The following is a 26,211-nucleotide window of genomic DNA, read 5'->3' on the forward strand; positions in this document are numbered from 1 at the left end:
GACCCGGCGGCCCCCACCATCCCTCGCACTGAAAGGAGGCGCACGGTGCGCAACCGACTCATCCCGTATCTGTTCGTCTCCCCGGCGATGCTGCTGCTCATCGCCTTCGGCATCATCCCGATCCTCGTCGCTGCCGTCATCAGCACGACGAACATGAACATCTCGGCGTTCGCCAACTGGAACAACGTCGACTTCATCGGCATCGACAACTACACGAGGCTCGTCAACGATCCCGACTTCTGGCAGTCGATCGGCAACACCGGCATCTTCGCGCTGTTCGGCGTGCCGGCCATCGTGCTGATCTCGCTGGCTGTCGCGCTGCTGCTCAACAGCAGCCAGCATCCGTTCTTCAAGGCTCTTCGCGCCTTCTACTTCATTCCGGCGATCACGGCCATCGTGGCGATCGCGCTCGTGTGGGGCTACCTCTACAACACCCAGTTCGGCCTGCTCAACCACCTGCTCTCGCTCGTCGGCCTTCCCCAGGTGCAGTGGCTTTCTGACCCGGTGCTCGCGAAGTTCTCTGTCGCCCTCGTCGCCGTCTGGCGCGGCACCGGCCTCAACATCATCATCTTCCTCGCTGCCCTGCAGGGGGTGCCGAAGGAGTACCTCGAGGCTGCTGCCCTCGACGGCGCAGGCTCTGCCCGCACCACGTTCTCTGTCACGATCCCGCTGCTGCGCTTCGCGATCTTCTTCGTGTCGATCACGACGACCATCGCGTGGCTGCAGTTCTTCGACGAGCCGTTCGTGCTCACCGACGGCGGCCCGCTCGGGGCAACGACCTCTGCGTCGATATTCCTCTACAAGGAGGGGTTCCGGCTCAACCAGTTCGGCTACGCGAGCGCTGGCTCCATCGTGCTGTTCGCGATCATCGCCGTGATCACCCTCATCCAGCTGCGCGTGCGAAGGGCCGACGATGAGTACTAGCACCCTGGTGCGCGACCGCGGGCTGGCCCGCCGCCGCCGCATCCTCATCGTGCTGATCGGCGCTGCCCTCGGTGTCGGTGCCCTCGTCACCGCATTCCCGTTCTTCTGGATGCTGACGACCGCATTCAAGCCGCAGCGCGAGGCCATCGACTACCCGCCGACACTGCTGCCGCAGGAGCCGACGCTCGAGTGGTTCGTGACACTCTTCACCGAGCTCGACTTCGGCCGCTACCTGCTCAACACCGTCGGCGTCGTGCTCATCGGCTTCATCGGCCTCATGTTCATGGCGATGGCAGGCTACGCCTTCGCCAAGTTCGAGTTCCGCGGTCGGCGCTGGCTGTTCTTCCTCGTGCTCGCGACGATGATGATCCCGATCCAGGTCACGATGATCCCGACCTACCTCATCCTCAACGGCCTTCACCTGACGAACACCCTCGCCGGCATCGCGCTGCCGACGCTCGTGAGCGGCTTCGGCATCTTCCTGTTCCGCCAGTTCATGTCGACGATCCCCACCGAGATGCTCGAGGCAGCACGGCTCGACGGGGCGGGGGAGCTGCGCACCTTCTGGCAGATCGTGCTGCCGTTGTCGAAGCCGATCCTCGCCGTGCAGATCGTGCTCACCTTCATCTCCGGCTGGAACAGCTTCCTCTGGCCGCTCATCATCGCGAGCGACCAGAAGCTCTACACGCTCTCTGTCGGGCTCGCCCTGCTCAACCAGCAGCTCGCCGTCAACCCATCGCTGCAGATGGCCGCCGCCGCGGTCATGGTGGTGCCGATTCTCGCGGTGTTCATCGTCTTCCAGCGCTACGTCATCCAGGGCTTCGCCCTCTCCGGACTCAAGTAAGGCATCACCGTGACCAACCTCCTCCCCGCACCGACCTTCGCCCGACGGCCCGCCTCCTTCGACGGCTTCGTGCACGCCAGCGGCACGGCGCTCGTCGACGGCAGCGGCCGCGAGCTGCTGCTGCGCGGCGTCGGACTCGGCAACTGGATGCTGCCAGAGGGCTACATGTGGCGCTTCGGCCCCGGCGCGGAGTCGCCCCGCGAGATCGAGGCACTCGTGTCGCGCCTCGTCGGGCGTGAGCGCGCGGACGAGTTCTGGCACCGGTTCCGCGACAGCTTCATCACCGAGGCAGACATCGAGCGGATCGCAGCGAGCGGTTTCGACCACGTGCGGCTTCCTATCAACAGCCGCATCATCCAGACAGAGGACGGCGAGCCGATCGAGGCCGGCTATGCGCTCATCGACCGCCTCATCGAGTGGTGCAGGAAGCACAGCCTGTGGGTGCTGCTCGACCTGCACGGCGCGCCGGGCGGCCAGACCGGCACGAACATCGACGACTCACCGAACAACCTGCCGGAGCTGTTCATGCAGCCGCACTACCGCGAGCTCACCCTGCGGCTGTGGCGCGACCTGGCGACCCGCTACCGCGACGAGACCGTCGTGCTCGGCTACGACCTGCTCAACGAGCCGCTGCCGAACGAGTGGCAGCACACCTACGCGGCAGAGCTTGCCGACCTCTACCGTGAGCTCACCCGGGAGATCCGCGCCATCGACCAGCAGCACCTCATCGTCTACGAGGGCTCGCACTGGGCGACGAACTGGTCGATATTTACCGAGGTGTGGGATGCGAACTCGCTCCTGCAGTTCCACAAGTACTGGTCGTCGCCCGACAACGCCACCATCGCGCAGTTCCTCGAAGCCCGCGACCGGCTCGGCCTTCCCATCTACATGGGGGAGGGTGGGGAGAACACGCTCGAGTGGATCTACACGGCCCACCGGCTCTACGAGAGCCACGGCATCGGCTGGAACTTCTGGCCGTGGAAGAAGATCGACACCCGCACGTCGCCGGTCTCGATCGACCCGCCGGCCGGCTGGGACCGCGTGGTGGCGAGCATCGACGACCGCAGCGCGATCTCGCCGGAGGAGGCCGGTCGCGTGCTCGACGACCTGCTCGAGGCGATGCTCATCGAGAACTGCCGCTGGCAGCCGGCCGTCGTCGCCGCCCTGCTCGCAGAGCACCCGACGGTGATCCCCGCCTGGGGGTTCGGCTACCGCGGTGCGGGCGAGTCGTACTCGAGTGCGCTCTCTGCCCCCATCGAGGGCATTCGCGCAGACGACGCCGTCGTCATGCGCTGGGCCCGCGATGGCGAGAACCCAGCTAACCCGTTCGAGCAGTCCGACGGCCGGGCCTACCGGCCGAGCGAGGAGCTCGTGGTCGAGCTCGGCGCCGGCGACTGGCTCGAGTTCGAGGTCGTCGGTGCGACCGGCGCCCGCGTGGTCGACTTCGCCGGGCTGGATGCCGCTGCCGCTGTCACGACGACGCCGCGCGGAATCCGCGTCACCGCCACATCCCCCACCAGCATTTCGCGGGTCATCCCGTCGAACGCGGGCGGGACTTGGTAGGTTCAGTCCCCATGAGCGGGCGGAGCGTGTTGAGCCGGTCGGGCGCGGTGAACACCGCTCCCGCCACCGTCAGCGACGTACGCCAGCGCAACCGCACGCAGGCGCTGCGAACGGTCATTCTGACTGGCCAGACGTCGCGTGCAGAGCTGGCGCGGTCGTCCGGGCTCTCTGTCGCCTCTGTCACCAACCTCGTGTCAGAGCTGATCTCCGAAGGCCTCATCATGGAGGCGGGGTCCGTCGCCTCGAGCGGCGGTCGGCCGGTCACCCTGCTTGCCCCCAACCCGACCGGCGCCTACTTTCTCGGTGCCGACGTCGGTGAGCGCGGCGTCGCCGTCGAGCTCTTCGACCTGTCGATGACGCGCGTCGACCGCGAGTTTCACGGCGGGCGTGAGGGCGAGCCGATCGAGGCCATCGCCCTCGACCTCGACGAGGCACTCAACGCACTGCGCGACCGCAATCCAGAGGCCTGGCCGAAGGTCGTCGGCCTCGGTCTCGGCCTACCCGGCATCGTCGAGACGGATGCCGAGGGCAACCAGGTGCTCTACGCCCAGAGCCTCGGCTGGCCGCCCATTCCGGTCGCAAGGCTCATCACCCACGACATGCCCGTCTTCGCAGAGAACGGCGCGAAGACCCAGGCCATGGCTGAGATGTGGGACGGCTCGGTACGCGGAATCGACGAGGCGCTTGTCGTGATGCTCGGCCGCGGCGTCGGCCTCGGAATCATCAGCGGCGGGGAGCTCGCCAGGGGCCTCACGAGCAGTGCCGGCGAGTGGGGCCACCTCAAGATCGAGCGCGGCGGTCGACTGTGCCGCTGCGGAGGCCACGGCTGCGTGGAGGCCTACCTCGGGGCCGACGCGATCCTCTCTGCGTGGCGTGAGGCCGGAGGGGTCTTCGAGGGCTCCGGATGGCGCGCCATCGGCGAGCTGCTCGAGAAGGAGAAGGCGGGAGACCCGGTCGCCGTCGGCGTCGTCGAGGAGCTCGTTGCCACCCTCGGCTCTGCCCTCGGCGGGCTCGTCAACCTCACCAATCCAGAGCGCGTCGTCATCGGCGGCTGGGTCGGGCTGCGCTTCATGGAGTCGCTCTCCGACCGGGTGGAGGCGGCGATCCGCGCGGAGGCGCTCGATCGGCCCGGCTCGCAGTTCGACCTGCAGGCGTGCCGATTCGGGGGAGACACCGTCGCTCTCGGAGCCGCGATGATGCCGCTCGAGGCGCTGCTCGTGGCGCCGCGCCGCGCTACCTCCTAGGTCGCGTCGAGCGCCGCCAGCACCTCGGCGAGCGCGACGGCCGCCGTGGCTCGCGCTGCTGCGCTCTCTGGAGCGATGGAGCCGAGGATGCCGTAGGCCTCGCGCAGCACCCGCCGCCCCGCGGGCGTGAGCTGCTGCACCTTCTCCCGACGGGACGACCCACGGGCCGCCGTCTCGAGCAGCCCTGCTGCGACCGCCGACTCGACCTGGCGGCTCACGCTTCCCTTGGTGAGGCCGAGCAGGTCGGCCGCCTCCTGCTGGTTGAGGTCGCAGTCGTGCGCGTCGAGGGTGCTGAGCAGCGCGAACTGCGAGAGGGAAAGGCCGAGCCTCGACTGCAGCTCTGCCTCGCCCCGGCGCTCGAGGGCGGCCGTGGTGCGTCGGGCGAGCAGCCACAGCTCGGTGATGTCGTCGGCCTGCGTGGTCATTCTCATAGTTTGACACGCAACGGTTGTGCATGCAACGGTTGCGCAATGAACGTACTCGCGGTCTTCGACCACCCGTATACCTCCGCGTCCCACGACGACGTGCCGCACGAGAGGAGCTTCTCCGCCGCGCTCCTCGCCGCCGCCGCGCGAGGGCTCGAGGCGGCGGGGCACACGCTCGACGTCATCGACCTCGCCGTCGACGGGTTCGATCCCGTCATGAGCCGCACCGACCTCGTCGCGTGGAGAACGGGTGCCGCGGTCGGCCCCGTCGTCGCGGGCTACCAGCAGCGCCTCGCGGCGGCCGACCACGTGCTCTTCGTCTTCCCGACCTGGTGGATGTCGATGCCGGCCAGTACCAAGGGCTTCCTCGACCGCGTGCTCACCAAGGGCTTCGCCTTCGAGGAGCCGAGGCCCGGCGGCGCGCTGGTGCGCACGCTCACGCGCCTCAGCGGGGTCACAGTGCTCACGCCGATGACGACGCGGTTCTCGCTCTACCGGTGGTGGTTTGCGCGGCCTGGCCACCGCATCCTGTTCCGCGGCACCTTCGGGCTCATCGGAATCCGTCGGTTGCGGTGGTTCTCCTTCGAGGGGCCGGCGCAGCGCTCCGCAGACTGGCGAGCCGCCCAGCTGCGAAAGGTCGAGCGCTACTTCGCTGCCTTGACCGCCTCGTAGTGCTCGAGGGCCTCGCGTCGGGAGGACGCGAGGTCGACGGTCGGCTCCGGGTAGTCGACCGTGCCGAGCTCCGGCACCCAGCGCCGCTGGTAGTCGCCGTGCGGGTCGAACTTCTGCGCCTGCAGCAGGGGGTTGAAGATGCGAAAGTACGGCGCGGCGTCAGCCCCACTGCCGGCCACCCACTGCCAGTTGGCCGGGTTGCTGGCCTCGTCGGCGTCGACGAGGCAGTCCCAGAACCACGCCTCGCCCACCCGCCAGTCGACGAGCAGGTTCTTCACGAGCAGGCTCGCCGCGACCATGCGTACCCGGTTGTGCATCGAGCCGGTGTGCCACAGCTCGCGCATACCCGCGTCGACGAGCGGGATGCCGGTGCGGCCTCGCTGCCACGCCTCCACCTGCTCGGTGTGCGGCTCCCACTCGAACGCGTCGAACTCGCGGCGGTAGTTCAGCTCGTGCAGCCGCGGGTTCTGAAACAGGATGCTCCAGTTGAACTCGCGCCACCCCACCTCGCTGAGGAACTTGGCGGCGTTCGCGCGCGCGGCCCCGCCCAGCGTGCCGTGCTCGACGCGGTGCCACACCTGCAGCGGGCTGAGCTCGCCGAAGCGCAGACGCGGGCTCAGGCCGCTCGTCGCGTCGATGCCGGGCTGGTCGCGCAAGTGGTAGTCCTGCAGCCGATCGGCCACGAAGCGCTCGAGCGCCTCGAGGGCGGCCGGCTCGCCAGGGGTCCAGGTATCGCGCAGACCGCCAGCCCAGTCGGGCCGGGTCGGCAGCAGGTCGAGCTGGTCGCTCGGCAGGCGCGGCCCCGCGAGCGAGGTCGGCGCGGGCAGCGGCGCGCGGTGCACGCCGCGGTCGAGGCACGCGCGCCAGAACGGGGTGAACACCTTGAACGGGTTGCCGTCGCCGGTGGTGATGGTCCACGGCTCGAACAGGAGGCTCGACTGGAAGCTCTCGACCTCGGTGCCCGTCGCGCGCAGCTGGGACTTGAGGGCGGCATCCGTGTTTCGCACCGCTGCGTAGCGGCGGTTCCAGTACACGGCGTCGGCGCCCGCCTCGGCGACCACCGCCGGCACGACCTCTGCTGCCGCACCCTCGCGCACGGTGAGCGAGCCGCCGAGCCGCTCGATCGACGCAGCGAGCGAGGCGAGGCTGTGGTGCAGCCACCACCTACTCGCGCCGCCGAGCGGCCGGATGCCCGGGCTGACCTCGTCGAGCAGGTATAGCACCGCAATCGGCCCACCGCGCTCGCATGCCGCGTGCAGAGCAGGGTTGTCTTCGACCCTCAGGTCGTCGCGCAGCCAGACGAGAGTGGTCATGCTCGAAGGCTAGTTGCCGAGTCTGAGCTTGTCGCTGAGAGCAGCGAGCTGGCGCAGTTCGTCGGGTGAGAGCACCCCGCCGACATGCTTGCGAATCGACTCGGCGTGCAGCACGGCGACGCGCTTGAACAGCGCGTACCCGTCGTCGGTGAGGCAGACGACCGTGCCGCGCCCGTCACCGGGATCGCTCTCCTTGACCACGAGTCCTCGCTGCACCAGGCGGTCGACCAGGCGGCTCACGCTCGGCTGGGTCAGCAGCAGGTGGCGGTTGAGATCGCGCAGGCGAAGACGCCGCCCATCCTGCCGCGAGAGGTTGAACAGCACGTCGTACTCGTTGAGCGAGAGCTCGCTGCTGGGGAACTCCGTGTTGAGCTGGCGCAGCACAGTGACCTGGGCGCGGAACAGTGCTTCCCAAGCATCGACAGCCAGCGACTTCTCACTCACGGTGCAACTCTATGCATGCGCAATGACACACGTGAAATCATCTCGTCAAATGACGGTGGAACGATTCGACTACCCCGGGGCCTTAAACAGGATTGAGGGTCGGATTCCAAGGCAAGAATCCGACCCTCTCCCTTGCACCAAGAGTGTCCTGCAATCACATTCCGCATCAGTTGCCACAGCAAACAACTTCCGCTGAGAACGAATATATAACGAGAAGGTAACGGGCGCTAGTTATCGAAACGTTATTTTTCTGGGAGTTTGTTGGGCGTTGAAAATACGGGCGATTCTGCCCAGAGAACACGACTCCTCCCGCCCGTCAACCCCCTTGAACGCCCTACCCCCGGTGCTGGGATAGAAGGGTGAGACACATCGTGGTTCCCGCTGGCCCCCCGACCGTTCCCGCCATCGAGGTGGTCGACATCTCCGACCACGAGTGGCGCATCAGCGACGCGCGCATCCCACCGGGTGACGCGGCCTGCGTGCTCGGATTCGTGCAGCGCGACGGCGACGGCTTCGAGGTGACCTGCCTCGCCGAGCCGCACGAGCCGGTGCACCGGCGGGACTTCGCCGAGTGCATCGGCTACCTTCGCGATCGCGCCATGGCCTCCTGAGCAGAGGCACCGCTCCGACGGCGCGGCGCCTCTGGCTGGTAGTTTCGTAGACAACACAGACCGGATGGATGGGAGCGCGAGGGTGACCGGCGGTGACTTTGCGAGTGCGATCGCTGCACTCAGCGGCGGGGGTGACTCGCCCGATGAGTACTGCGCGCCGTTCATCGACACCCTGCCCATCTCCGGAGCCGCTGTCTCGACGCTCGGCGAGCTGCTCGGCACGCAGACCATCGTCGCGAGCGACACCCGCGCCGCCCGGCTCGACGAGCTGCAGTTCGACCTCGGCGAGGGCCCGTGCTGGGACGCGGTTCGCACTGCTCAGGCGGTGCTCGAGCCAGACCTCCCTGGCCGGGGCGCGTCGGTCTGGCCGGCCTTCGCCGTTGCGGGAACCCAGCAGAACGTCTCCTCTATCTTCGCCTTCCCCCTGATCGTTGGATCCCTTCGCATCGGGGCGGTCGACCTCTACTCCCTGTCTCCTGTGCAGTTCAGCGGGCTGCAGGTGCGCCAGGCCGGCGCGCTCGCGAACGTCGTTGCCGGGCACGTGCTTCGGCGTGCCCTCAGCGAGATCGGCGAGGACTTCGAAGACCAGGGCAACGCCTACTCCCGCCGTCTCGTGCACCAGGCGACCGGTGTCGTGCTTGCACAGCTCAACATCTCTGCAAGCGATGCGCTGCTGGTCATCCAGGGGCAGGCCTTCGCCTCGAGCCGATCGATGATGGACATCGCCACCGAGATCCTCAACGGATCGATGACGTTCACCAACGGCGCCTCCGGGATCGAGATGAGCGAATGACCGAACCGACCAAGGAGGCCCGCCTGCTCAGCACCTTCGCGACGCTCGCCGACACACTCGTCGCCGACTACGACGTGGTCGACCTGCTGCAGACGCTCGTCGACAGCTGCCGCGATCTGCTCGACACGACGGCTGCCGGAATCCTGCTCGCCGACGACTCGGGTGAGCTGGAGGTGGTTGCATCGACCAGCGAGTCGAGTCGGCTCGTCGAGATGATGCAGCTCAGCGCCGAGGCCGGGCCGTGCATCGAGAGCTTCGTCACCGGCACCGTCATCTCGATCGCGGACCTGTCCGATACTCCCGCGAAGTGGGACGCATTCCGCCGCGCGGCACAGGATCAGGGCTTCGCGTCGGTTCACGCGCTGCCGTTGCGCCTACGGGAGACCACCATCGGCACCCTCAACCTGCTGCGCGACACGGTAGGACTGCTCAACGAAGACGACCTCGTCGCAGCGAAGGCGTTCGCCGACGTGGCGACCATCGGCATCCTGCACGAGCGCGCCATTCGAGAGAGCTCTATCCTCGCCGAGCAGCTGCGCGTCGCCCTCACGAGCCGCATCGTCATCGAGCAGGCCAAGGGCGTTGTCTCCCACACGCGCGGCGTTCCGGTCGATGAGGCGTTCACCCTCATCCGCGACTACGCGCGATCCCACCGGCTGAGGCTGAGCGTCGTCGCCGCCGATCTGGTTGAGAGACGGCTGAGTCTTCCCGATTGAGCCGTCTCCCGATTTAGAATTGACCTAGCGCCCCAGACCCCGGCTCTGACCTTGATGCTCAGACCCCGGGGAACACGTGAAGCGGCTGATCACCCACGACGGATCGGCGTACCGCACTGGCGATGAGATCGCCGATGCGGTCTGCCACTACTCCCGCGTGCTCACGCGCGTCGGAACGATCGACATCGTCGACATCCCGGTCGTGGTCGGCGTGGTCACCCAGCGGGCACGACTGACCATTGGATGGCGTGCCGGGGTCGTGGCCGTCTCCTCCCATCTCGATGGAGAAGAGACCGAGGACATCGCCACCGTGCTCGAGCTCTACACGCGGGCCGCGCGAGTGCTGCCCCACGGCCGGGAGTTCAACGACGACGACATCGACCGCATGCAGTGGCCAGAGATGTAGTTGCTATTGAGCCGACGCCGTGTTAGTGGGATGATCGTCGCAGAGCCTCGCTTAGACGGGAGCATCAGCGTGGGAACCCTGCAATACGACGGAGTGCTCGTCGAGTTCGACGATCGGCTTCTCGCCCATCTGCAGATCGTGATCGTGCAGAAGCTTCGACGTGGGGAGAGCTTCCTCATGTCGTGGCGCGACTCCCCGGAGACGGGCGAGGGGCACAGCTCCATCTGGGTTCATCCGACGCAGACCCTCTACTTCAAGTTCTCTGGCAGCAAGAGCCCGGCAATCAACCAGGACTGGGTCGACCAGCTCATGCTCTCGGCCAACAGCACGCGCGGCTTGCTCGTCATGCGCGAGGGAACAACCGCGGAGTCTCCCGCCCAGCACGACGTCGCCACAGGAAAGGTGCGGCCGAAGCCGGCACCCGGCTCCCGGGTGAAGCCCGTCGCCTGAGCTGGCCCGTCACCCGAGCTAGCTTTCCCCGCCGGTCTCGCGCATGTGGAGCCGCTCGCCGTTGTGGCTGAAGATGATGAGCAGCTCTGCCGGGGAGTCGCCCGCATTGGTGACCGCATGCGGGTCGGCGGTGTCGAACTCCGCCACCTCGCCGGCGCCGAGCTCGAAGTCGGTGTCGCCGAGGGCGAGCCTGATCCTGCCGCTCAGCACGTAGAGCCACTCGTAGCCGTCGTGCGTGCGCTGGCTGCGCGGCGCTGGCCCGGTCACGGGAAGCACGACCTTGAACGCGTTGAAGCCGTCGGGGTTGCGGGTGAGCTCTATCCAGGTGCGTCCGTTGCGGTGCACGGATCGCGGATGGATGCGCGGGTCGCCGACAGCCGGCGCACCCACAAGCTCATCGAGCGGCACCCGGTGCTCCTGCGCGAGCGCCAGCAGCAGCTCGAGTGTCGGCTTGCGCAGCCCCGACTCCAGCCGGGAGAGCGTGCTCGTCGAGATGCCGGTGCGGGCGGCGAGCTGCTCGAGCGTGAGCGAGCGGCGCGAGCGGATCGCTCGCAGTCGGGGGCCGACGGACGCGAGGACGGGGTCTGGCATCCATCCATTTTGCCATTTCGGCAAGGGTCATTGCCAGGCAACGGCGAGCGCGCACAGGATGGAGGCATGAATACAGACGTCGACGTGATCGTTATCGGAGGAGGCGTCGCCGGTCTCGGTGGTGCCCTCACGCTCAGCAGGTCGAGGCGCTCGGTGCTCGTTATCGATGCCGGCTCCCCCCGTAATCTTCCCGCCGGCCATACGCACGGGTTCCTCACGCGCGACGGCTCGACGCCGCTCGAGATGACCGAGCTCGGGGCGGCAGAGGTGCGCGCGTATGGCAACGAGGTCGTCAGCGGGGAGGTGCAGTCGATCGAGGCGGTCGACGGCGGCTACCGCGTGTCAACAGCCGATGGCGCCTGGACCGCGCGGCGCCTGCTCGTCACGACCGGGCTCGTCGACGAGCTGCCAGACCTGCCAGGTCTGGCCGAGCTGTGGGGCCGTGACGTGGTGCACTGCCCCTACTGCTTCGGGTGGGAGGTGCGCGATCAGCCCATCGGCGTGCTCGGCACGAGTGCGCACGCCGTCGTGCAGGCGCTCATGTGGCGGCAGTGGAGCGATGACATCGTGCTCTTCCAGCACACCGGTCCCGCCCCGACGGCAGAGGAACGCGAGCGGCTGGACGCCCGCGGCATCCGCGTCATCGAGGGCGAGGTCACCGAGCTCGACGTCACCGACGGGCGACTCTCTGGCGTCGTCGCCGGCGAGGTGGTGCCGCGCCGGGTGCTCGTCGTGAGCCCGACCTATGTCTCCCGGCACCGGCTGCTCTCGCCGCTCGGCGTCGAGCTCGTCGATCACCCGCGCGGAATCGGGCGACAGGTTGCCGCCGACGCCATGGGGCTTACGGCGGCGCGGGGAGTGTGGGTCGCTGGCAACGCAGTCGACGTGGCAGCCGGCATCCTGCAGTCCGCCGCATCGGGGGCGAGCGCCGGTGCGGCGATCAACGCCGACCTCATCGAGGCCGACACCGTGTGCGCGGTCGCCGAGGCGAGCTGGAGCGCGGTCTAGCTACCCGCCAACGTGGATGGCGGGCCGCTGGGTCGGGTCCTTCTCGTTCTCGCGCAGGATCTCGCGCACGAGCGGTGGGGTGTCGCCGCGACCGAACAGCAGGTAGCGGAACAGGTAGGCGATGGGGTTGCCCTCGGCCCACTCGAAGTAGCACTTGGGCCGAACTCCGGTGGCATCGCGCAGCGCCAGCAGTACTGCCGCTATCGAGTTGGGAACGACAGCGCTCTCGACGCGGAGCACCCGGTGGCCGTGGATGTTGTAGCCGCGCACCTGGAGTGTCTGGCTGAACGCCGAGGGGTCGACGATCTCGACCTCGAGAAACAGCACCTTGGCCGTCGCCGGGATCGGGTTCATGCCGCGCTGGGATTGCTCCTTGTCTGTGTACTCGCCTTCTGAGCCCTTTTCGCGACGGTTGGCGATGATGTGCAGCTCGCCGTCGGACTCGATGGCCTCGGCGATGAGGCGCCGCGCGGTCTCGCTGAACTCGATGGCCTCGACCCGCAGCTCTGTTGCGCGGTAGATGCGCGAGACGAGCGACACCGTGACGATGCCAGCGATGAACAGGCCGGAGATCGCGATGCCGTCGGGCTTCTCGATGATGTTCGCGGTGAGCGCGTAGAGCAGCACGATGGTGACGATCGAGAATCCGATGGAGGCACCGTGCTCGCGCTTGCGCACAGCAGCCACCGTCACGGCGAACGCGCCGGAGACCATCATGGCAAGCACGCCCGTTGCGTAGGCACCAGCCTGCGCGTTGACATCGGCACCGAACGCAATGGTGATGATGACGCTGATGACGGTGTAGACGATCACCACCGGGCGCACTGCCCTGCTCCACTCGGGGGCCATGCCGTAGGCGGGAAGGTAGCGCGGCACGATGTTGATGAGGCCGGCCATCGCGGAGGCCCCCGCGAACCAGAGGATCAGGATGCTGCTGAGGTCGTAGGCGGTGCCGAAGCCCTCGCCGAGATACAGGTGAGCGAGATACGCGAGCGCCCGACCGTTCGCCTCACCACCCTCGTCGAACTCGGCCGCAGGAATCAGCACAGTGGTGATGAACGTCGTCGTCAGCAGGTAGAGGCTCATGATGAGTGCGGCGGTCGTGAGCAGGTAGCGGGTGTTGCGCACGCGCGAGCGCAGCACCTGGTACTCGGTGAACCCCTCCGACTTGATGAGCGGCATCATGCTCACGCCGGTCTCGAAGCCAGAGAGACCGAGCACGAGAAGGGGGAAGGCGAAGACGGCGGTGCGCGCGACGTCGCCGACGTTCGTTCCGCTCGCGAACAGGCGCGACATCCAGTCACCGAGGGCGTCGGGGTGGCCGATGATGACCGCGACCGATACGCCGATGACCACTGCGTTGAGTGCGAGGAAGACGGTGACCAGCGGAATCGCCACGGTGACAGCCTCATTGAAGCCGAGGAGGAAGACCCCTCCGAGGATCACGAGGAAGCCGATCGTGACGAGAACGTTCTGGCCCTCGAGCCATGACGGAGCGAGCGGGTTCTCGATGAGGTGCACGGTCGCGTCAGCACTCGACAGCGTGATGGTGATGATCCACGAGGTGGCAACGAAGCCGAGAAGGATCAGCACGAAGAACTTGCCCCGCCAGAACGGCAGGAGCTTCTCGAGCATCGCGACCGATCCCTGGCCGTGGGGACTCGCCTTGGCGACCCGACGGTACATGGGCAGCATGCCGCCGAGAGTCAGGATGACGATGAACAGCGTCGCAATCGGCGACAGCGCCCCGGCCGCGAGAGCTGCGATGGCCGGAAGGTAGGACAGCGTCGAGAAGTAGTCGACACCTGTCAGCGTCATGACCTTCCACCACGAGTGGGTCTGCCCGTGGCTCGCCGGCGACTCAGGGCCAGCGGGCGCGACGCGGTTCGCCAGCAGCCAGCGGGCGAGGGGGCGGCTCGGCTCGCCCTTGCGGGGGCTGAGGCGTACCGACTCCGGAATGGCGTGAGAGGACTGGTCTGCGGGCACCAAGCGAGAATACTCGCGTGGATCGTTAGGGTCAGGCCCTTTCGCGTTAGGAAAACGTTAGGAGTTGCCAACCTCCATTCCCCGCGGCGTTGAATCTCACTGCTGGTCACGGAGCCCGTGATCGGCGAACCGCCCAACTGGATGGAGTCCGCTGTGCTCGACATTCTGTTCGTCGCCGTCATCATCGCGCTCGCCGCGCTGGTGGCCCTCGTCGCCAAGGGGGTGGAGCGGCTGTGATGGTCGTTGAGATCGTCGCGGTGGTCGCCGCCATCGCGGCCGTCGTCTACCTCGTCGTCGCCCTCGTCAGCCCGGAGCGATTCTGATGACTGGTCTGCTCTTCATCGCCCAGCTCGCGACGATCGCCATCGTCATCGCGCTGCTCTACCGTCCTCTCGGCGACTACCTCGCCACCGTCTACACCTCGCGCCGCGACCTTCGGGTCGAGCGCGGTTTCTACCGTGTCATCGGCGTCGACTCGGGGTCTGGTCAGAGCTGGCCGGCGTACCTCCGCGCCGTGCTGGCCTTCTCCGTTGTCGGCATCCTCCTGGTCTACGCGCTGCAGCGACTGCAGCCGCTGCTGCCGTACTCCCTCGATCTGCCGTCGACCAGCGAGCACCTGGCGTTCAACACTGCGATCTCGTTCGTCACCAACACCAACTGGCAGTCCTACTCGCCTGAGGCCACACTCGGCTACTCCGTGCAGCTGCTCGGTCTGGCAGTGCAGAACTTCCTCTCTGCTGCGGTCGGTCTAGCCGTGGCTGTCGCGCTCATTCGCGGCATCGCGGCGCGACGTTCCGGCACGATCGGCAACTTCTGGGTCGACCTGACTCGAGGTGTGCTGCGGGTGCTGCTGCCGTTCTCTGCGGTGGTGGCGATTGTGCTCGTTGCTGGCGGCGTGATCCAGAATCTCGCCGGTTTTCAGGATGTCACCACGATCACCGGATCCACCGCCACCGTGCCCGGCGGTCCAGTTGCCTCGCAGGAGGCAATCAAGATTCTCGGCACCAACGGCGGCGGATTCTTCAACGCCAACTCCGCGCACCCCTTCGAGAACCCGGCACCGTGGACGAGCATGCTGCAGATCATTCTCATGCTCGCGATCCCCTTCGCCCTGCCGCGCACCTTCGGTCGCATGGTCGGCGACCACCGGCAGGGCTACGCGATCGCCGCGGTCATGGCACTGCTCTTCACCGTGTCCGTGTCCCTCATGACATGGGCTGAGCTGGCTGGCGCCGGCACGGCTCCAGAGCTCGCCGGCGCGGCCATGGAAGGCAAGGAGACGCGCTTCGGCGTCCTCGGCTCGACGCTGTTCGCGACCACCTCCACCATCACCTCGACGGGTGCAGTGAACTCGATGCACGACAGCTTCACGTCGTTCGGCGGGGGAATGGCGCTCGTAAACATGATGCTCGGCGAGGTCGCCCCCGGGGGTGTCGGCGCGGGGCTGTACGGGATTCTCGTGATCGCGATCATCGCGGTGTTCATCGCCGGGCTTATGGTCGGTCGCACGCCCGAGTACCTCGGCAAGAAGATCGGGGCGCGCGAGATCAAGCTGGCGAGCCTCTACATCCTCACAACGCCGATCCTCGTGCTGGCAGGCACTGCCCTGAGCTTCGCGATACCGGCGGTGCGAGAGGATGTCGAGGCCACCTCCATCTGGAACCCCGGTCTGCACGGCCTCGGCGAGGTGCTCTACGCGTTCACCTCCGCAGCCAACAACAACGGCTCCGCCTTCGCGGGTATCACGGCCAACACTCCGTGGTTCAACACCGCTCTCGGCGTCGCGATGCTCCTCGGCCGGCTCCTGCCGATCGTGTTCGTGCTCGCCCTCGCAGGCTCGCTCGCCGCGAAGGATGCCGTTCCGGCAACGGCCGGAACGCTTCCAACCCACAGGGTGCAGTTCGTCGGCTTGCTCACTGGCACTGTCGTCATCGTCTCTGCTCTCACCTACTTCCCCGTACTCGCGCTGGGTCCCCTGGCGGAAGGGCTTCAGTAACCATGTCCATCTACACCGCCGCGCTTCCCGGCGCGTTCCGCAAGCTCGACCCCCGGCTCATGTGGCGCAACCCGGTCATGCTGGTCGTCGAGGCGGGTGCCGTGCTCAGCACCGCTGTCGCCATCGTCGAACCGCTCACCGGGGCGCCATCCATCGCTCCCGCGTTCTCGATCTCGATCGCGGCGTGGCTCTGGGTGACCGTGCTGTTCGCCAACCTTGCCGAGTCGGTTGCCGAGGGGCGGGGCAAGGCGCAGGCAGCGAGCCTTCGCGCCACCCGCACCTCGACCATCGCGCACCGGGTCACCTCTGCCGTCGACCCTGCCAAGATTCGGAGCATCGCCGACCTCGACGGTCTCGACTATCGCGACGTCTCGTCTGCCGACCTCGTTCTCGGCGACCTCGTGCGCATCTCGGCAGGCGAGCTGATTCCGGGGGACGGCGACATCGTGTGGGGCATCGCCTCCGTCGACGAGTCGGCCATCACGGGCGAGTCTGCTCCTGTCATTAGGGAGCACGGCGGCGACCGCAGTGCCGTGACGGGCGGAACCCGGGTGCTGAGCGACAGCGTCATCGTGCGCATCACCTCACGCCCGGGAGAGACCTTCGTCGACCGCATGATCCGGCTGGTCGAGGGGGCGTCGCGGCAGCGAACGCCGAACGAGATCGCTCTCAGCATCCTGCTCGCCAGCCTGTCGATCGTCTTCGTCGTCGTCGTGCTGACGATCAACCCGATGGCGGGCTACGCCGGGGGCACCGTGAGCGTCACCGTGCTCATCGCACTGCTCGTCTGCCTCATTCCGACCACGATCGGAGCACTGCTGAGTGCGATCGGCATCGCCGGCATGGACCGGCTCGTGCAGCACAACGTTCTTGCGATGTCGGGCCGAGCCGTCGAGGCGGCGGGAGACGTGACCACCCTGCTTCTCGACAAGACCGGAACCATCACCTACGGCAACCGGCAGGCGACGGAGTTCCTCCCGGTGGCGGGAGTGGAGCCTGCCGAGCTTGCACGTGCGGCACGACTCGCATCGCTCTCCGACCCGACCCCCGAGGGCACCTCTGTCGTCACGCTCGCCGAGTCGCTCGGCCACCTCGATGAGGCGCCGGATGGTGCCGTCGTCGTGCCGTTCACCGCGCAGACGCGCGTGAGCGGGCTTGACTTCGTCGACGGCAGCCAGGTGCGCAAGGGCGCGGGGTCCATGATCGCCCAGTGGGCCAGCGAGGTGCCGAACGACCTCGACGGCATTGTCGAAACGGTCAGCGAGGCGGGCGGAACGCCGCTCGTGGTTGCCACGCACGACGCTGGCGGCTCCACTCGTGTGCTCGGCGTCATCCACCTCAAGGACGTCGTCAAGGAGGGACTCGCGCAGCGGTTCGCCGAGCTTCGCACCATGGGAATCCGCACGGTCATGATCACGGGGGACAACCCGCTCACGGCGAAGGCCATTGCGAGGGAGGCGGGCGTCGACGACTTTCTCGCGGAGGCCACGCCGGAAGACAAGCTCGCACTGATTCGGCGCGAGCAGGAGGGCGGCAACCTCGTTGCCATGACGGGCGATGGCACGAACGACGCCCCGGCCCTCGCCCAGGCCGATGTCGGCGTCGCCATGAACACAGGCACCTCGGCGGCGAAGGAGGCTGGCAACATGATCGACCTCGACTCCGACCCGACGAAGCTCATCGATGTCGTGCGAATCGGCAAGCAGCTGCTCATCACCCGCGGATCGCTGACGACCTTCTCGATCGCCAACGACGTCGCGAAGTACTTCGCGATCATTCCGGCGATGTTCGCCGGAGTGGTGCCCGGTCTCGCGGCGCTCAACGTCATGGGCCTGCATTCGGCACCGTCGGCGATTCTCAGCGCGATCATCTTCAACGCGCTCGTGATTGTCGCGCTCATTCCGCTCGCGCTGCGCGGCGTCGCCTACCGCCCCGTCGCCGCGAGCAGCCTGCTCGGCCGCAACCTGCTCGTCTACGGGCTCGGCGGTCTCATCGCCCCGTTCATCGGTATCAAGCTCATCGACCTCGTCGTGAGACTCATTCCCGGTTTCTAGAGAAAGCAGCGACCATGCGACAGTTTCGCCAGACCTGGACGGCAATTCGTGCCCTCCTCGTGCTCACCCTCGTGCTCGGTCTCGCGTACCCCCTCGCGATCACGAGCATCGCCCAGGTGACCATGCCCGCCAACGCCAACGGAAGCCTTGTGCGGGTCGACGGCGACGTCGTGGGCTCGACGCTCATCGGACAGTCGTTCACCGACGCCGACGGGGTCGCTATGCCGGAGTGGTTCCAATCGCGACCCTCGGCCGCTGGCGCCGGCTATGACGGGTCTGCCTCGAGCGGGTCGAACTACGGCCCCGAGAACGCCAACCTCATTGCCGCGATCGGCGAGCGGCAGGCCGCGATCGCGCAGCTCGAGGGCGTGGATCTCAGCACGATTCCCGCAGACGCCGTCACGGCATCCGGTTCTGGTCTCGATCCGCACATCAGCCCTGCGTACGCCCGGCTTCAAGTGCCGCGCATCGCGGAAGCCCGCGGGCTTGACGAGTCGGTCGTTGGCGAGCTCGTCGACTCGCTCGAGCAGGGTCGCGATCTCGGCTACCTCGGCGAGCCCCGGGTGAGCGTGCTCGAGCTCAACATCGCGCTCGCGAAGCTGGGATGATGAGGCAATGACAGCCAGGGGGCGACTTCGGGTGATGCTCGGGGCAGCTCCCGGCGTCGGCAAGACCTTCGCGATGCTCGAAGAGGGCAGGAGACTTGCCGCCGACGGCAGCGACGTCGTCATCGCCGTCGTGGACGCGCATGGCAGGCAGGCGACGTCTGCCCTTGTCGACGGTCTTCCGCTGATACCTCGACGTTCGGTGGAGCACCGGGGTGTCACCCTCGAGGAGCTCGACCTCGATGCGGTGCTCGCCCGCCACCCCGGCATCGCCCTCGTCGACGAGCTCGCCCACACCAACGCTCCCGGCTCGAGAAACCTCAAGCGCTGGCAGGATGTCGACGAGATGCTCGACGCGGGGATCGAAGTGATCTCGACGGTCAACATCCAGCACATCGAGTCACTCAACGACGTTGTGCACCAGATCACGGGCGTCGTGCAGCGCGAGACGATTCCGGATGCGGTGCTGCGCAGTGCGGACCAGGTCGAGCTCGTCGACCTCGCCCCTCAAGCGCTGCGAGACCGCCTCTCTGCGGGACTCGTGTACCCAGAGGCACGCGTCGACGCCGCGCTCAGCAACTACTTTCGACTCGGCAACCTCACCGCCCTGCGGGAGCTGGCGCTGCTCTGGCTCGCCGACGAGGTCGACTCAGCGCTTCGGCAGTACCGCGCAGAGAAGGGCATTGCCGCCACCTGGAACGCACGCGAGCGCGTCGTCGTCGCTTTGACCGGCGGCCGAGAGGGTGAGACCCTGCTGCGCCGCGGCGCGAGGATCGCCTCGCGCTCGAGCGGGGGTGAGCTCTTCGCCGTTCATGTGACGACCTCCGATGGTCTGGCAGAGACCAACCCCGGGGTGCTTGCCGCACAGAAGACGCTCGCCGAGACGCTCGGCGGGTCGTACCACCACGTAGTCGCCGATCAGATTCCCCGCGCTCTCGTCGACTTCTCCCGCTCGGTCGACGCGACCCAGCTCGTGGTCGGCGTCAGTCGACGGGGCGCGCTGACGCGACTGCTGACGGGGCCGGGAACGGCAGCGACCGTTATCCGCGAGGCGGGCGACATCGACGTGCACATCGTGTCGCACTCCGAGGCGGGGTCGCGGGCGCTGCCAGCGAGGGGAGGGGCGCTGTCTGCTCGACGCCGGATCGCCGGCTTCATCCTCACCGTTCTTGGGCTTCCCGCGATCACCATCGCACTGTGGCCGTTCCGCGACGACGGCACCATCACCACCGATGTCATGGTGTTCCAGTTGCTGGTTGTCATCGTCTCGCTCGTCGGCGGAATCTGGCCAGCCCTGGTGTCGGCGGTCGGCGCAGGGCTCGTGCTCGACTTCTTCTTCGTCGCACCGCTCTACAAAGTAACGATCGCCGACCCCCTGCACCTGCTCGCGCTGGTGATCTTCGTGGTGATCGGGGTGCTGGTCAGCATCGTGGTCGACCAGGCTGCTCGTCGTTCACGACTGGCGGCGAGGGCGATGGCAGAGTCCGAGACGCTCGCGAACATCGCCGGCAGTGTGCTGCAGGGCGGCGACGCCCTTGAGGCGCTCGTCTCACGCTTGCGCGAGACCTTTGGAATGGCGACCGCTGAGCTGCGTGTCGACGGCGAGCTGCTGTACACCGCCCTCGCCTACACATCGGGTGACGAACCCGCGACGGGCGTTGCCGAGACTCGGGTCCCGGTGGGAGAGAAGGCAGAGCTGGTGCTTCGCGGCCGCGCGCTGCTCGAGGCAGACCGCCGCATCCTCTCTGCATTCATCTCGCAGATCGAGGGTGCGCTGCACCAGCGCACCCTCGCCACCGAGGCGGATCGAATGCGACCGGTTGCCGAGGCCGACCGACTTCGAACTGCACTTCTCGCCGCAATCGGGCACGATCTCCGCCGGCCACTCGCCGCCGCCACCGCGGCAGTCACGTCGCTTCGCTCCGCCGAGGTGACCCTGAGCGAAGCCGATGAGCACGAGCTTCTCGAAGCGGCGGAAGTGAGCCTCGAGCAGCTGGCCGATCTCGTGACCAAGCTGCTCGACGCGAGCCGGCTGCAGGCCGGCGTGCTCGGGGTCGCGCTGGAGGCGGTCGCGGTCGACGAGCTCGTACTCGGGGCACTCGACGAGCTGTCGCTTGCCCCTGGGGCGGTTCGGCTTGAGCTTGCCGAGACGCGAGCGGTCACGGCCGACCCCGTGCTGCTGCAGCGCGCGCTGGTCAACCTGCTCGCCAACGCGCTGCGCTTCTCGCCTCACGGCGAGCCCCCCATCGTGTCGACGAGCGAGTTCGGCGACCACGTGCAGTTGTGCGTGATCGACACGGGCCCTGGCATCCCGCGTGATCGGCGCGATGGGGCGTTCGTCTCGTTTCAGCGACTCGGCGACACTGACAACACGACCGGAGTCGGTCTCGGCCTTTCCCTCTCGAAGGGATTCGTCGAGGCCATGGGCGGAACGATCGAGATCGAGGACACCCCCGGGGGAGGGCTCACCATGGTCATCGAGTTGCCGGTGCACGCATGAGGGTGCTCATTGCCGACGACGACCCGCAGATGCTGCGCGCGCTTCGCATCACCCTCACCGCCCGTGGCTACGAGGTCGAGACGGCTGCCGACGGTCGCGCGGCTCTCGAGACCGCCATTCGCACACGCCCCGACATCGTCGTCATCGACCTCGGCATGCCGGGGCTCACCGGCATCGAGGTGATCGAGGCGCTGCGCGGCTGGACCCAGATCCCCATTCTCGTGGTCTCCGGGCGCAGTGAGAGCTGGGACAAGGTCGAGGCGCTCGACGCGGGCGCCGACGACTACGTCACCAAGCCCTTCTCCGCCGACGAGCTGCTGGCGCGTGTTCGAGCACTCTCCCGCCGCACTCCGGCCGCTACCGAGGATCCGGTTGTCACCTTCGGCGATGTCACCGTCGACCTCACCGCCCGGGCGGTGACCCGGGCGGGCGCACCCGTGCGCCTCACCCCGACGGAGTGGCGCATGCTCGACGTGCTGCTGCGCAATCACGACCGGCTTGTCACCCGCGAGACCCTGCTCACCGAGGTCTGGGGTCCGCAGTACACCACCGACACCGGCTATCTCCGGCTCTACCTCTCGCAGCTGCGCAAGAAGCTGGAGCCAGACCCGGGCCAGCCCCGATACCTGCTCACCGAGGCCGGCATGGGATACCGGTTTACTACGCTCGGCTCATGAAACCAGTACTGCAGTTGCGCGTCGTCGTCGAGGCCGAGGACTACGAGCGCGCCGTCGCGTTCTACCGCGACACGCTCGGCCTGCCAGAGGAAGAGTCGTTCAGCGGCGACGGAGGTGCCGAGGTCACGATCCTCGATGCTGGCCGTGCGACGCTCGAGATCGCCAACCCCGCGCAGCGGCGCATGATCGACGCCGTCGAGACCGATGGGCACACCGCCCCGCACATCCGCATCGCCTTCGAGGTCACCGATGCCTCAGGCGTGACGACGAGGCTAGAGGATGCCGGAGCGAGACTCATAGCGTCGCCGCGAGAAACACCGTGGCACTCCCTCAACGCCCGCCTCGAGGCCCCCGCCGGCCTCGAGATCACCGTGTTCCAGGAGCTCGATCGACCGGCTGCGCCCTAGCGAGTGGCCTTCGCGAGGTTGGCGACGAGCTCCTCGCGGTTCTGGCGCACCCCATAGGCTGGCTGGTCGCGCTCGACGCGCCAGCTCTCCGAGAGCGGTCCGACGTTGACGGTGTCGAACCCGAACTCGTCGTAGAGAGCAGTGACGAGCGCAGCAGCGTCATCGTGGTCGCTCGCGGTGGCGAGGGCGCGGCGGTTCGCCGTTCCCGCCGGGGAGCCATCGGTCGTGATGTCCGCTGAGCCGATGTGGTTGAAGGCCTTCGCGACGCGCGATTCTGGCAGGTGCTGCTGCAGCATCCCGCTCACTGTCACCTCGGCGCGGTCGAGCGCCTCGATGCGACCGTCGCGCTCGAAGTAGTAGTTGTTGGTCTCGAGAACGACCTTGCCGGCCAGGGGAGCGACGGAAATCGCAGAGAGCGCGTGCAACGGCACACTCACAAGAACGACGTCGCCAGCGGCGCCCGCCTCGGCAGGCGTGGCGGCTCTGGCCGACGGGCCGAGCTCTGCAACGAGCGGCTCGAGCGACTCCGGCCCGCGCGAGTTGCTGATCACCACGTCGTAGCCAGCGGCGATTGCCGCCCGTGCCACCTGGCTGCCGATGTGCCCTGCTCCGATGATTCCGATTGTTGTCATGGGTGAAGTAACCGGAGAGCTGACCCTATTGTTCCTGCGTCGGCACGAGCAGGCGAACTGCCAGGTAGCCGAGCCCGGCGCCGACCAGCTGGGCAGCGATGAAGGCGGGAGCGGATGCCGGGGCGATGCCAGCGAAGCTGTCGCTGACCATGCGGCCGATGGTGATGGCCGGGTTGGCGAAGCTCGTCGAGCTGGTGAAGAAGTAGGCCGCACCGATATAGACGGCGACCGCCGGTGCGATCACGGCAGTGCGCTGGGTGCGTACCAGGGCGAAGATCACGAAGACGAGGCCGCCGGTGGCGACCACCTCGGCGAGCAGGTGGCCGGGGGAGACGCGGTCGGTCGTGCTGATGCTCACGACCGCAGCCCCGAACATGAGGTTGGCCAGGATGGCGCCGGCCGTGCACCCGATCACCTGCGCAAGAGCGTAGGCGAGCACGTCGCGCCGCCGCATGCGGCCGTCGATCGCGTCGATGATCGAGACAACGGGATTCAGGTGCGCGCCGCTGAGCGGGCCGAGCACGGTGATGAGCGCGAACAGGGCGAAGACCGTCGCGATCGCATTGATGAGCAGCTGCACACCGACGTCATCGCTCAGTCGCGTCGCGGCGATGCCGGAGCCGACAACCGCTGCCGCGAGGCCGGCAGCTCCCACGAGCTCGACGGCGGCACGGCGGGCGAGGGAGGTCGTCATGGTGCCAGCTTGACGTATCGCGATAGCTCAGTCAAACTTGCCTCGATGATCATTGAGCTAAACGAACGAGTGCGGCTGCACTCTGCGCTGGCTGACCCCACGCGCCTGCAGCTCATCGACCTCGTCGCGCTCGGCGACCGCACCTCGACGGAGCTGCAGCTCGCGCTCGGCGTGCCCTCGAACCTTCTTGCCCACCACCTTCGCGTTCTCGAGCAGGCAGGGCTCGTGCACCGCCACCGCTCCGAAGCCGACCGCCGACGCAGCTACGTCGGGCTCGCCCCTGCCGCTCTCGACTTCGCCACCACCGCCATCACCGCCCGTCGCGTCGTCTTCGTCTGCACGGCCAACTCCGCTCGCTCGCAGCTCGCGTCGCTCCTGTGGAGCTCCGTCAGCAGCATCCCGTCTACCTCGGCCGGCACGCACCCGGCAGAGCGCGTCGCTCCCGGCGCGGTTGCGGTCGCGCGAGCCAACGGACTCGACGTCACGGATGCCGCCCCCCGCAGCCTCGACGGCCTCCTTCGCGACGGCGACGTCGTCATCACCGTGTGCGACAACGCCCGCGAGGAGCTCGCCATCCGCCCGCAGGCGCACTGGTCGGTTGCCGATCCGGTGCGACCGGCGACCCCGGAGGCGTTCGAGGTCGCGTTCGCCGAGATCCAGCGGCGCGTGCTCGCCACCGTTCCCCGAATCACCGCAGCCTGACCTACGAAAGCAGACCAATGTCATCCACCCCCTCCGTCCTGTTCGTGTGCGTGCACAACGCCGGCCGCTCGCAGATGGCCGCCGGCTACATGACCGCCCTGAGCGGCGGTCGCGTCGAGGTGCTCTCGGCCGGCTCAGAGCCGAAAGACCAGATCAACCCGATCGCCGTCGCTGCCATGGCTGAGGAGGGCATCGACATCTCGAACAACACGCCCAAGATCCTCACGGTCGAGGCCGTCAAGGAGTCGGATGTCGTCATCACCATGGGCTGCGGCGACACCTGCCCGATCTTCCCCGGCAAGCGCTACGAGGACTGGGAGCTCGTCGACCCGGCGGGCAAAGACATCGAGACGGTGCGCGAGGTGCGCGACGACATCAAGCGCCGCATCCAGGCGCTGCTCGCAGAGCTGCTGCCGGCGTAGCCCCGCCCCCGAGTTGCGCCAAATCCTCCTTCCGCCATGCGCTGAAGGAGGATTTCGCACAAGTCGGCCGCGAGATCGGCCACGGCACGCCGCATGCGTGCCTCGCGTGGTACTGCGTTAAACGGAGTAGTGTGCTGAACACTGCACCGGAAGGGGCCGCATGGATACGACACAACTGCTCAAGGGCGTGCTCGACGTCGCCGTGCTCGCCGTCATCAAGGACGAGGACGGCTACGGCTACGACATCGTGCGCCGCCTACGCGCGGCGGGCATCGACGAGGTCGGCGACGCTTCGGTGTACGGAACGCTTCGACGCCTGTACTCCGCCGGCATGCTCACGAGCTACGTCGTGCCGTCGGAGGACGGCCCGCACCGCAAGTACTACGGCATGAACGCTGAAGGGCGCCGCATGCTCGCGGAACACCGCACCAGCTGGGAGCAGTTCGCGGGCGTCATGTCCGGGCTGCTGGGGGAGACGACAAAGCGCACACCGCGCGTTCGAGCGATTGGGGAGAGAGCATGACAACAACACTGGATGTGAACCCGGCCGTCGCAGACTTCGCGTCAGCCGTGCGCCGCTCGCTCCTCGATCTCGGCGCCGAGACCGTCGACGAGCTCACCGACGGCCTCGAGGCGGATCTCGCCGACAAGCTCAGCGACGGAGCCGAGCTGGGCGACCCCTCCGCATACGCGGCTGAGCTCCGCGCCGCGGCCGGCCTCGAAGCTCCCCGCCGCGCGACTGTCAGCGACAACGTGCGGGCCAACCTCGCCGACCTGCGGTCGCGGGTCGCGCCGCTGTTCGCGCACCCCGTCGTGGCAGAGGTGGTCGGATTCTTCGTGTCTCTGCGACCGGTGTGGTGGCTGACTCGCGGCTGGGCGATCTTCTACCTGCTCGAGGGGCAATCATTCCTGCCTCAGAGCAGTTGGGGTGTGCCGCTCCTCATCGGGCTATTGGTGACGAGCGTGCAGTGGGGGCGGGGGCGCTGGTTGCCCTGGGGCTGGTCCCGCGGGGCCGTGATTGTCGTTAGCGCTCTCGCGCTACTGCTCACCCCCATGCTCACGTCCAACGTACTCTCGCGCCTGACTTTCGAGATCAACCCGGGCGACTACATACCGGGGGGACTCCTCATGAACGGCGACCCCGTGTCGAACATCTTTGCCTACGACGCCCACGGCGAGCCACTTGCAGATGTGCAGCTCTTCGACCAGACCGGCAATCCACTCCATGCGGCGACAGAAGACCAAGGGTATTTCTGGGATGAGTCGGATCCTGAGCGCTACCTTGTGCCGAGCGACGACGTAGGAGACGGTGCTGGATGGAACGTCTACCCGCTCGAGTACATATCGAGCAACGGCATCTCGGAGGACGGATACGGCGTTGCCCCCGATGCCGACCGTCGACCAGCGACTCCACCGTTCGAATCGGTGCGACACCTCATCGGCTACGGGCCGCTCGGCGACGCGGAGCGGGAGTCGCTCGAGACCTACAGGGCCGACTAGCAACGAGTCGGGGGGGGGGGGGGGGGGGGGGG

The 26,211-nt window shown here is 67.5% G+C and carries 29 protein-coding genes; 22 read left to right on the forward strand and 7 right to left on the reverse strand.

Features of this window, described 5'->3' with window-relative positions; translation table 11 throughout:
* From AC14A7_RS12740 to AC14A7_RS12755, 4 genes are all read left to right on the forward strand, one after another.
* Positions 1-924, forward strand: a 924-nt coding sequence (locus AC14A7_RS12740; protein WP_484009621.1) for a carbohydrate ABC transporter permease, incomplete at its 5' end; no start/stop codon positions are given.
* Entirely contained in the window at positions 914-1,768 is an 855-nt protein-coding gene (locus tag AC14A7_RS12745) for a carbohydrate ABC transporter permease (RefSeq protein WP_484009623.1), read from the forward strand. The genes AC14A7_RS12740 and AC14A7_RS12745, both read left to right, overlap by 11 nt.
* Positions 1,769-1,777: 9 nt before the next feature.
* Entirely contained in the window at positions 1,778-3,331 is a 1,554-nt protein-coding gene (locus AC14A7_RS12750) for a glycoside hydrolase family 5 protein (RefSeq protein WP_484009625.1), read from the forward strand.
* A gap of 11 nt (positions 3,332-3,342) precedes the next feature.
* Positions 3,343-4,575, forward strand: coding sequence for an ROK family transcriptional regulator (locus AC14A7_RS12755; protein ID WP_484009627.1), 1,233 nt, complete (start codon positions 3,343-3,345; stop codon positions 4,573-4,575).
* On the opposite strand, the gene AC14A7_RS12760 is transcribed toward AC14A7_RS12755, so the two are convergent.
* The gene (locus tag AC14A7_RS12760) at positions 4,572-5,000 is read right to left on the reverse strand and encodes a MarR family winged helix-turn-helix transcriptional regulator (RefSeq protein ID WP_484009629.1); all 429 of its coding nucleotides are present in this window, start codon (positions 4,998-5,000) and stop codon (positions 4,572-4,574) included. The two genes, AC14A7_RS12755 and AC14A7_RS12760, sit on opposite strands and share 4 nt — an antisense overlap.
* Before the next feature lie 45 nt (positions 5,001-5,045).
* Here AC14A7_RS12760 and AC14A7_RS12765 point away from each other — a divergent pair, with 45 nt between their 5' ends.
* Positions 5,046-5,672: an NAD(P)H-dependent oxidoreductase gene (locus tag AC14A7_RS12765; RefSeq protein ID WP_484009631.1), complete on the forward strand. Its 627-nt coding sequence runs from the start codon at positions 5,046-5,048 to the stop codon at positions 5,670-5,672.
* Here the strand turns inward: AC14A7_RS12765 and AC14A7_RS12770 are convergent.
* Together AC14A7_RS12770 and AC14A7_RS12775 are read right to left on the reverse strand one after the other, a co-directional pair.
* Positions 5,645-6,985, reverse strand: a complete 1,341-nt coding sequence (locus AC14A7_RS12770) for a cryptochrome/photolyase family protein (RefSeq protein ID WP_484009633.1) — start codon at positions 6,983-6,985, stop codon at positions 5,645-5,647. The two genes, AC14A7_RS12765 and AC14A7_RS12770, sit on opposite strands and share 28 nt — an antisense overlap.
* A 9-nt stretch (positions 6,986-6,994) precedes the next feature.
* A complete protein-coding gene (locus AC14A7_RS12775) occupies positions 6,995-7,429 on the reverse strand; it encodes a MarR family winged helix-turn-helix transcriptional regulator (RefSeq protein ID WP_484009635.1) in 435 nt (144 codons plus the stop codon).
* Positions 7,430-7,788: 359 nt separating this feature from the next.
* Between AC14A7_RS12775 and AC14A7_RS12780 the strand changes: the two genes are divergently transcribed.
* The 5 genes from AC14A7_RS12780 to AC14A7_RS12800 all read left to right on the forward strand — a co-directional run bounded on the left by AC14A7_RS12780 (position 7,789) and on the right by AC14A7_RS12800 (position 10,405).
* Positions 7,789-8,040 (forward strand): hypothetical protein, encoded by a 252-nt coding sequence (locus AC14A7_RS12780; RefSeq protein WP_484009637.1) that lies wholly within the window; start codon positions 7,789-7,791, stop codon positions 8,038-8,040.
* 82 nt (positions 8,041-8,122) lie between these two features.
* Positions 8,123-8,833 carry a GAF and ANTAR domain-containing protein gene (locus tag AC14A7_RS12785; protein ID WP_484009639.1) on the forward strand — a complete coding sequence of 237 codons (711 nt, stop codon included), beginning with the start codon at positions 8,123-8,125 and terminating at the stop codon, positions 8,831-8,833.
* Positions 8,830-9,549 carry an ANTAR domain-containing protein gene (locus AC14A7_RS12790; RefSeq protein ID WP_484009641.1) on the forward strand — a complete coding sequence of 240 codons (720 nt, stop codon included), beginning with the start codon at positions 8,830-8,832 and terminating at the stop codon, positions 9,547-9,549. The genes AC14A7_RS12785 and AC14A7_RS12790 overlap by 4 nt, the downstream gene beginning before the upstream one ends.
* Before the next feature lie 76 nt (positions 9,550-9,625).
* A complete protein-coding gene (locus AC14A7_RS12795; RefSeq protein ID WP_484009643.1) occupies positions 9,626-9,955 on the forward strand; it encodes a hypothetical protein in 330 nt (109 codons plus the stop codon).
* 69 nt (positions 9,956-10,024) lie between these two features.
* Entirely contained in the window at positions 10,025-10,405 is a 381-nt protein-coding gene (locus AC14A7_RS12800; protein WP_484009645.1) for a DUF7882 family protein, read from the forward strand.
* A gap of 18 nt (positions 10,406-10,423) precedes the next feature.
* Here the strand turns inward: AC14A7_RS12800 and AC14A7_RS12805 are convergent, their stop codons facing one another.
* Positions 10,424-10,996: a helix-turn-helix domain-containing protein gene (locus tag AC14A7_RS12805; RefSeq protein WP_484009647.1), complete on the reverse strand. Its 573-nt coding sequence runs from the start codon at positions 10,994-10,996 to the stop codon at positions 10,424-10,426.
* 66 nt (positions 10,997-11,062) lie between these two features.
* On the opposite strand from AC14A7_RS12805, the gene AC14A7_RS12810 reads away from it, so the two are divergent.
* Positions 11,063-12,004: an NAD(P)/FAD-dependent oxidoreductase gene (locus tag AC14A7_RS12810; RefSeq protein ID WP_484009649.1), complete on the forward strand. Its 942-nt coding sequence runs from the start codon at positions 11,063-11,065 to the stop codon at positions 12,002-12,004.
* On the opposite strand, the gene AC14A7_RS12815 is transcribed toward AC14A7_RS12810, so the two are convergent.
* On the reverse strand, positions 12,005-13,990 hold the full coding sequence (locus tag AC14A7_RS12815; protein ID WP_484009651.1) for an APC family permease: 1,986 nt from the start codon (positions 13,988-13,990) through the stop codon (positions 12,005-12,007). It lies immediately after the preceding gene.
* A 236-nt stretch (positions 13,991-14,226) separates the two neighbouring features.
* On the opposite strand from AC14A7_RS12815, the gene AC14A7_RS12820 reads away from it, so the two are divergent.
* From AC14A7_RS12820 to AC14A7_RS12850, 7 genes are read left to right on the forward strand one after another with little or no spacing between them, the layout of a single operon-like run.
* The gene (locus AC14A7_RS12820) at positions 14,227-14,313 is read left to right on the forward strand and encodes a potassium-transporting ATPase subunit F (RefSeq protein ID WP_484009677.1); all 87 of its coding nucleotides are present in this window, start codon (positions 14,227-14,229) and stop codon (positions 14,311-14,313) included.
* Positions 14,313-15,986 carry a potassium-transporting ATPase subunit KdpA gene (gene kdpA / locus AC14A7_RS12825; RefSeq protein ID WP_484009653.1) on the forward strand — a complete coding sequence of 558 codons (1,674 nt, stop codon included), beginning with the start codon at positions 14,313-14,315 and terminating at the stop codon, positions 15,984-15,986. Before AC14A7_RS12820 ends, kdpA begins: the two co-directional genes overlap by 1 nt.
* A gap of 2 nt (positions 15,987-15,988) precedes the next feature.
* A complete protein-coding gene (kdpB, locus tag AC14A7_RS12830) occupies positions 15,989-18,040 on the forward strand; it encodes a potassium-transporting ATPase subunit KdpB (protein WP_484009655.1) in 2,052 nt (683 codons plus the stop codon).
* 14 nt (positions 18,041-18,054) lie between these two features.
* Positions 18,055-18,648, forward strand: a complete 594-nt coding sequence (kdpC, locus tag AC14A7_RS12835) for a potassium-transporting ATPase subunit KdpC (protein ID WP_484009657.1) — start codon at positions 18,055-18,057, stop codon at positions 18,646-18,648.
* Between the two features lie 7 nt (positions 18,649-18,655).
* Positions 18,656-21,145, forward strand: a complete 2,490-nt coding sequence (locus tag AC14A7_RS12840; RefSeq protein ID WP_484009659.1) for a DUF4118 domain-containing protein — start codon at positions 18,656-18,658, stop codon at positions 21,143-21,145.
* On the forward strand, positions 21,142-21,822 hold the full coding sequence (locus tag AC14A7_RS12845) for a response regulator (protein WP_484009661.1): 681 nt from the start codon (positions 21,142-21,144) through the stop codon (positions 21,820-21,822). The genes AC14A7_RS12840 and AC14A7_RS12845 overlap by 4 nt, the downstream gene beginning before the upstream one ends.
* Positions 21,819-22,229, forward strand: a complete 411-nt coding sequence (locus AC14A7_RS12850) for a VOC family protein (protein WP_484009663.1) — start codon at positions 21,819-21,821, stop codon at positions 22,227-22,229. Before AC14A7_RS12845 ends, AC14A7_RS12850 begins: the two co-directional genes overlap by 4 nt.
* On the opposite strand, the gene AC14A7_RS12855 is transcribed toward AC14A7_RS12850, so the two are convergent.
* Positions 22,226-22,861 (reverse strand): NADPH-dependent F420 reductase, encoded by a 636-nt coding sequence (locus AC14A7_RS12855; RefSeq protein ID WP_484009665.1) that lies wholly within the window; start codon positions 22,859-22,861, stop codon positions 22,226-22,228. The genes AC14A7_RS12850 and AC14A7_RS12855 overlap by 4 nt on opposite strands.
* A gap of 25 nt (positions 22,862-22,886) precedes the next feature.
* On the reverse strand, positions 22,887-23,555 hold the full coding sequence (locus AC14A7_RS12860; RefSeq protein WP_484009667.1) for an aquaporin: 669 nt from the start codon (positions 23,553-23,555) through the stop codon (positions 22,887-22,889).
* 45 nt (positions 23,556-23,600) lie between these two features.
* On the opposite strand from AC14A7_RS12860, the gene AC14A7_RS12865 reads away from it, so the two are divergent.
* The 4 genes from AC14A7_RS12865 (at position 23,601) to AC14A7_RS12880 (ending at position 26,179) form a co-directional block, all read left to right on the forward strand.
* Entirely contained in the window at positions 23,601-24,257 is a 657-nt protein-coding gene (locus AC14A7_RS12865) for an arsenate reductase/protein-tyrosine-phosphatase family protein (protein WP_484009669.1), read from the forward strand.
* A 17-nt stretch (positions 24,258-24,274) separates the two neighbouring features.
* Positions 24,275-24,679 (forward strand): arsenate reductase ArsC, encoded by a 405-nt coding sequence (locus AC14A7_RS12870; RefSeq protein WP_484009671.1) that lies wholly within the window; start codon positions 24,275-24,277, stop codon positions 24,677-24,679.
* Positions 24,680-24,839: 160 nt separating this feature from the next.
* Positions 24,840-25,202 (forward strand): PadR family transcriptional regulator, encoded by a 363-nt coding sequence (locus AC14A7_RS12875; RefSeq protein WP_484009673.1) that lies wholly within the window; start codon positions 24,840-24,842, stop codon positions 25,200-25,202.
* Positions 25,199-26,179: a hypothetical protein gene (locus AC14A7_RS12880; protein WP_484009675.1), complete on the forward strand. Its 981-nt coding sequence runs from the start codon at positions 25,199-25,201 to the stop codon at positions 26,177-26,179. The genes AC14A7_RS12875 and AC14A7_RS12880 overlap by 4 nt, the downstream gene beginning before the upstream one ends.
* The last annotated feature ends 32 nt before the right edge of the window (positions 26,180-26,211 follow it).

The organism is Conyzicola sp. (genome assembly GCF_057073975.1).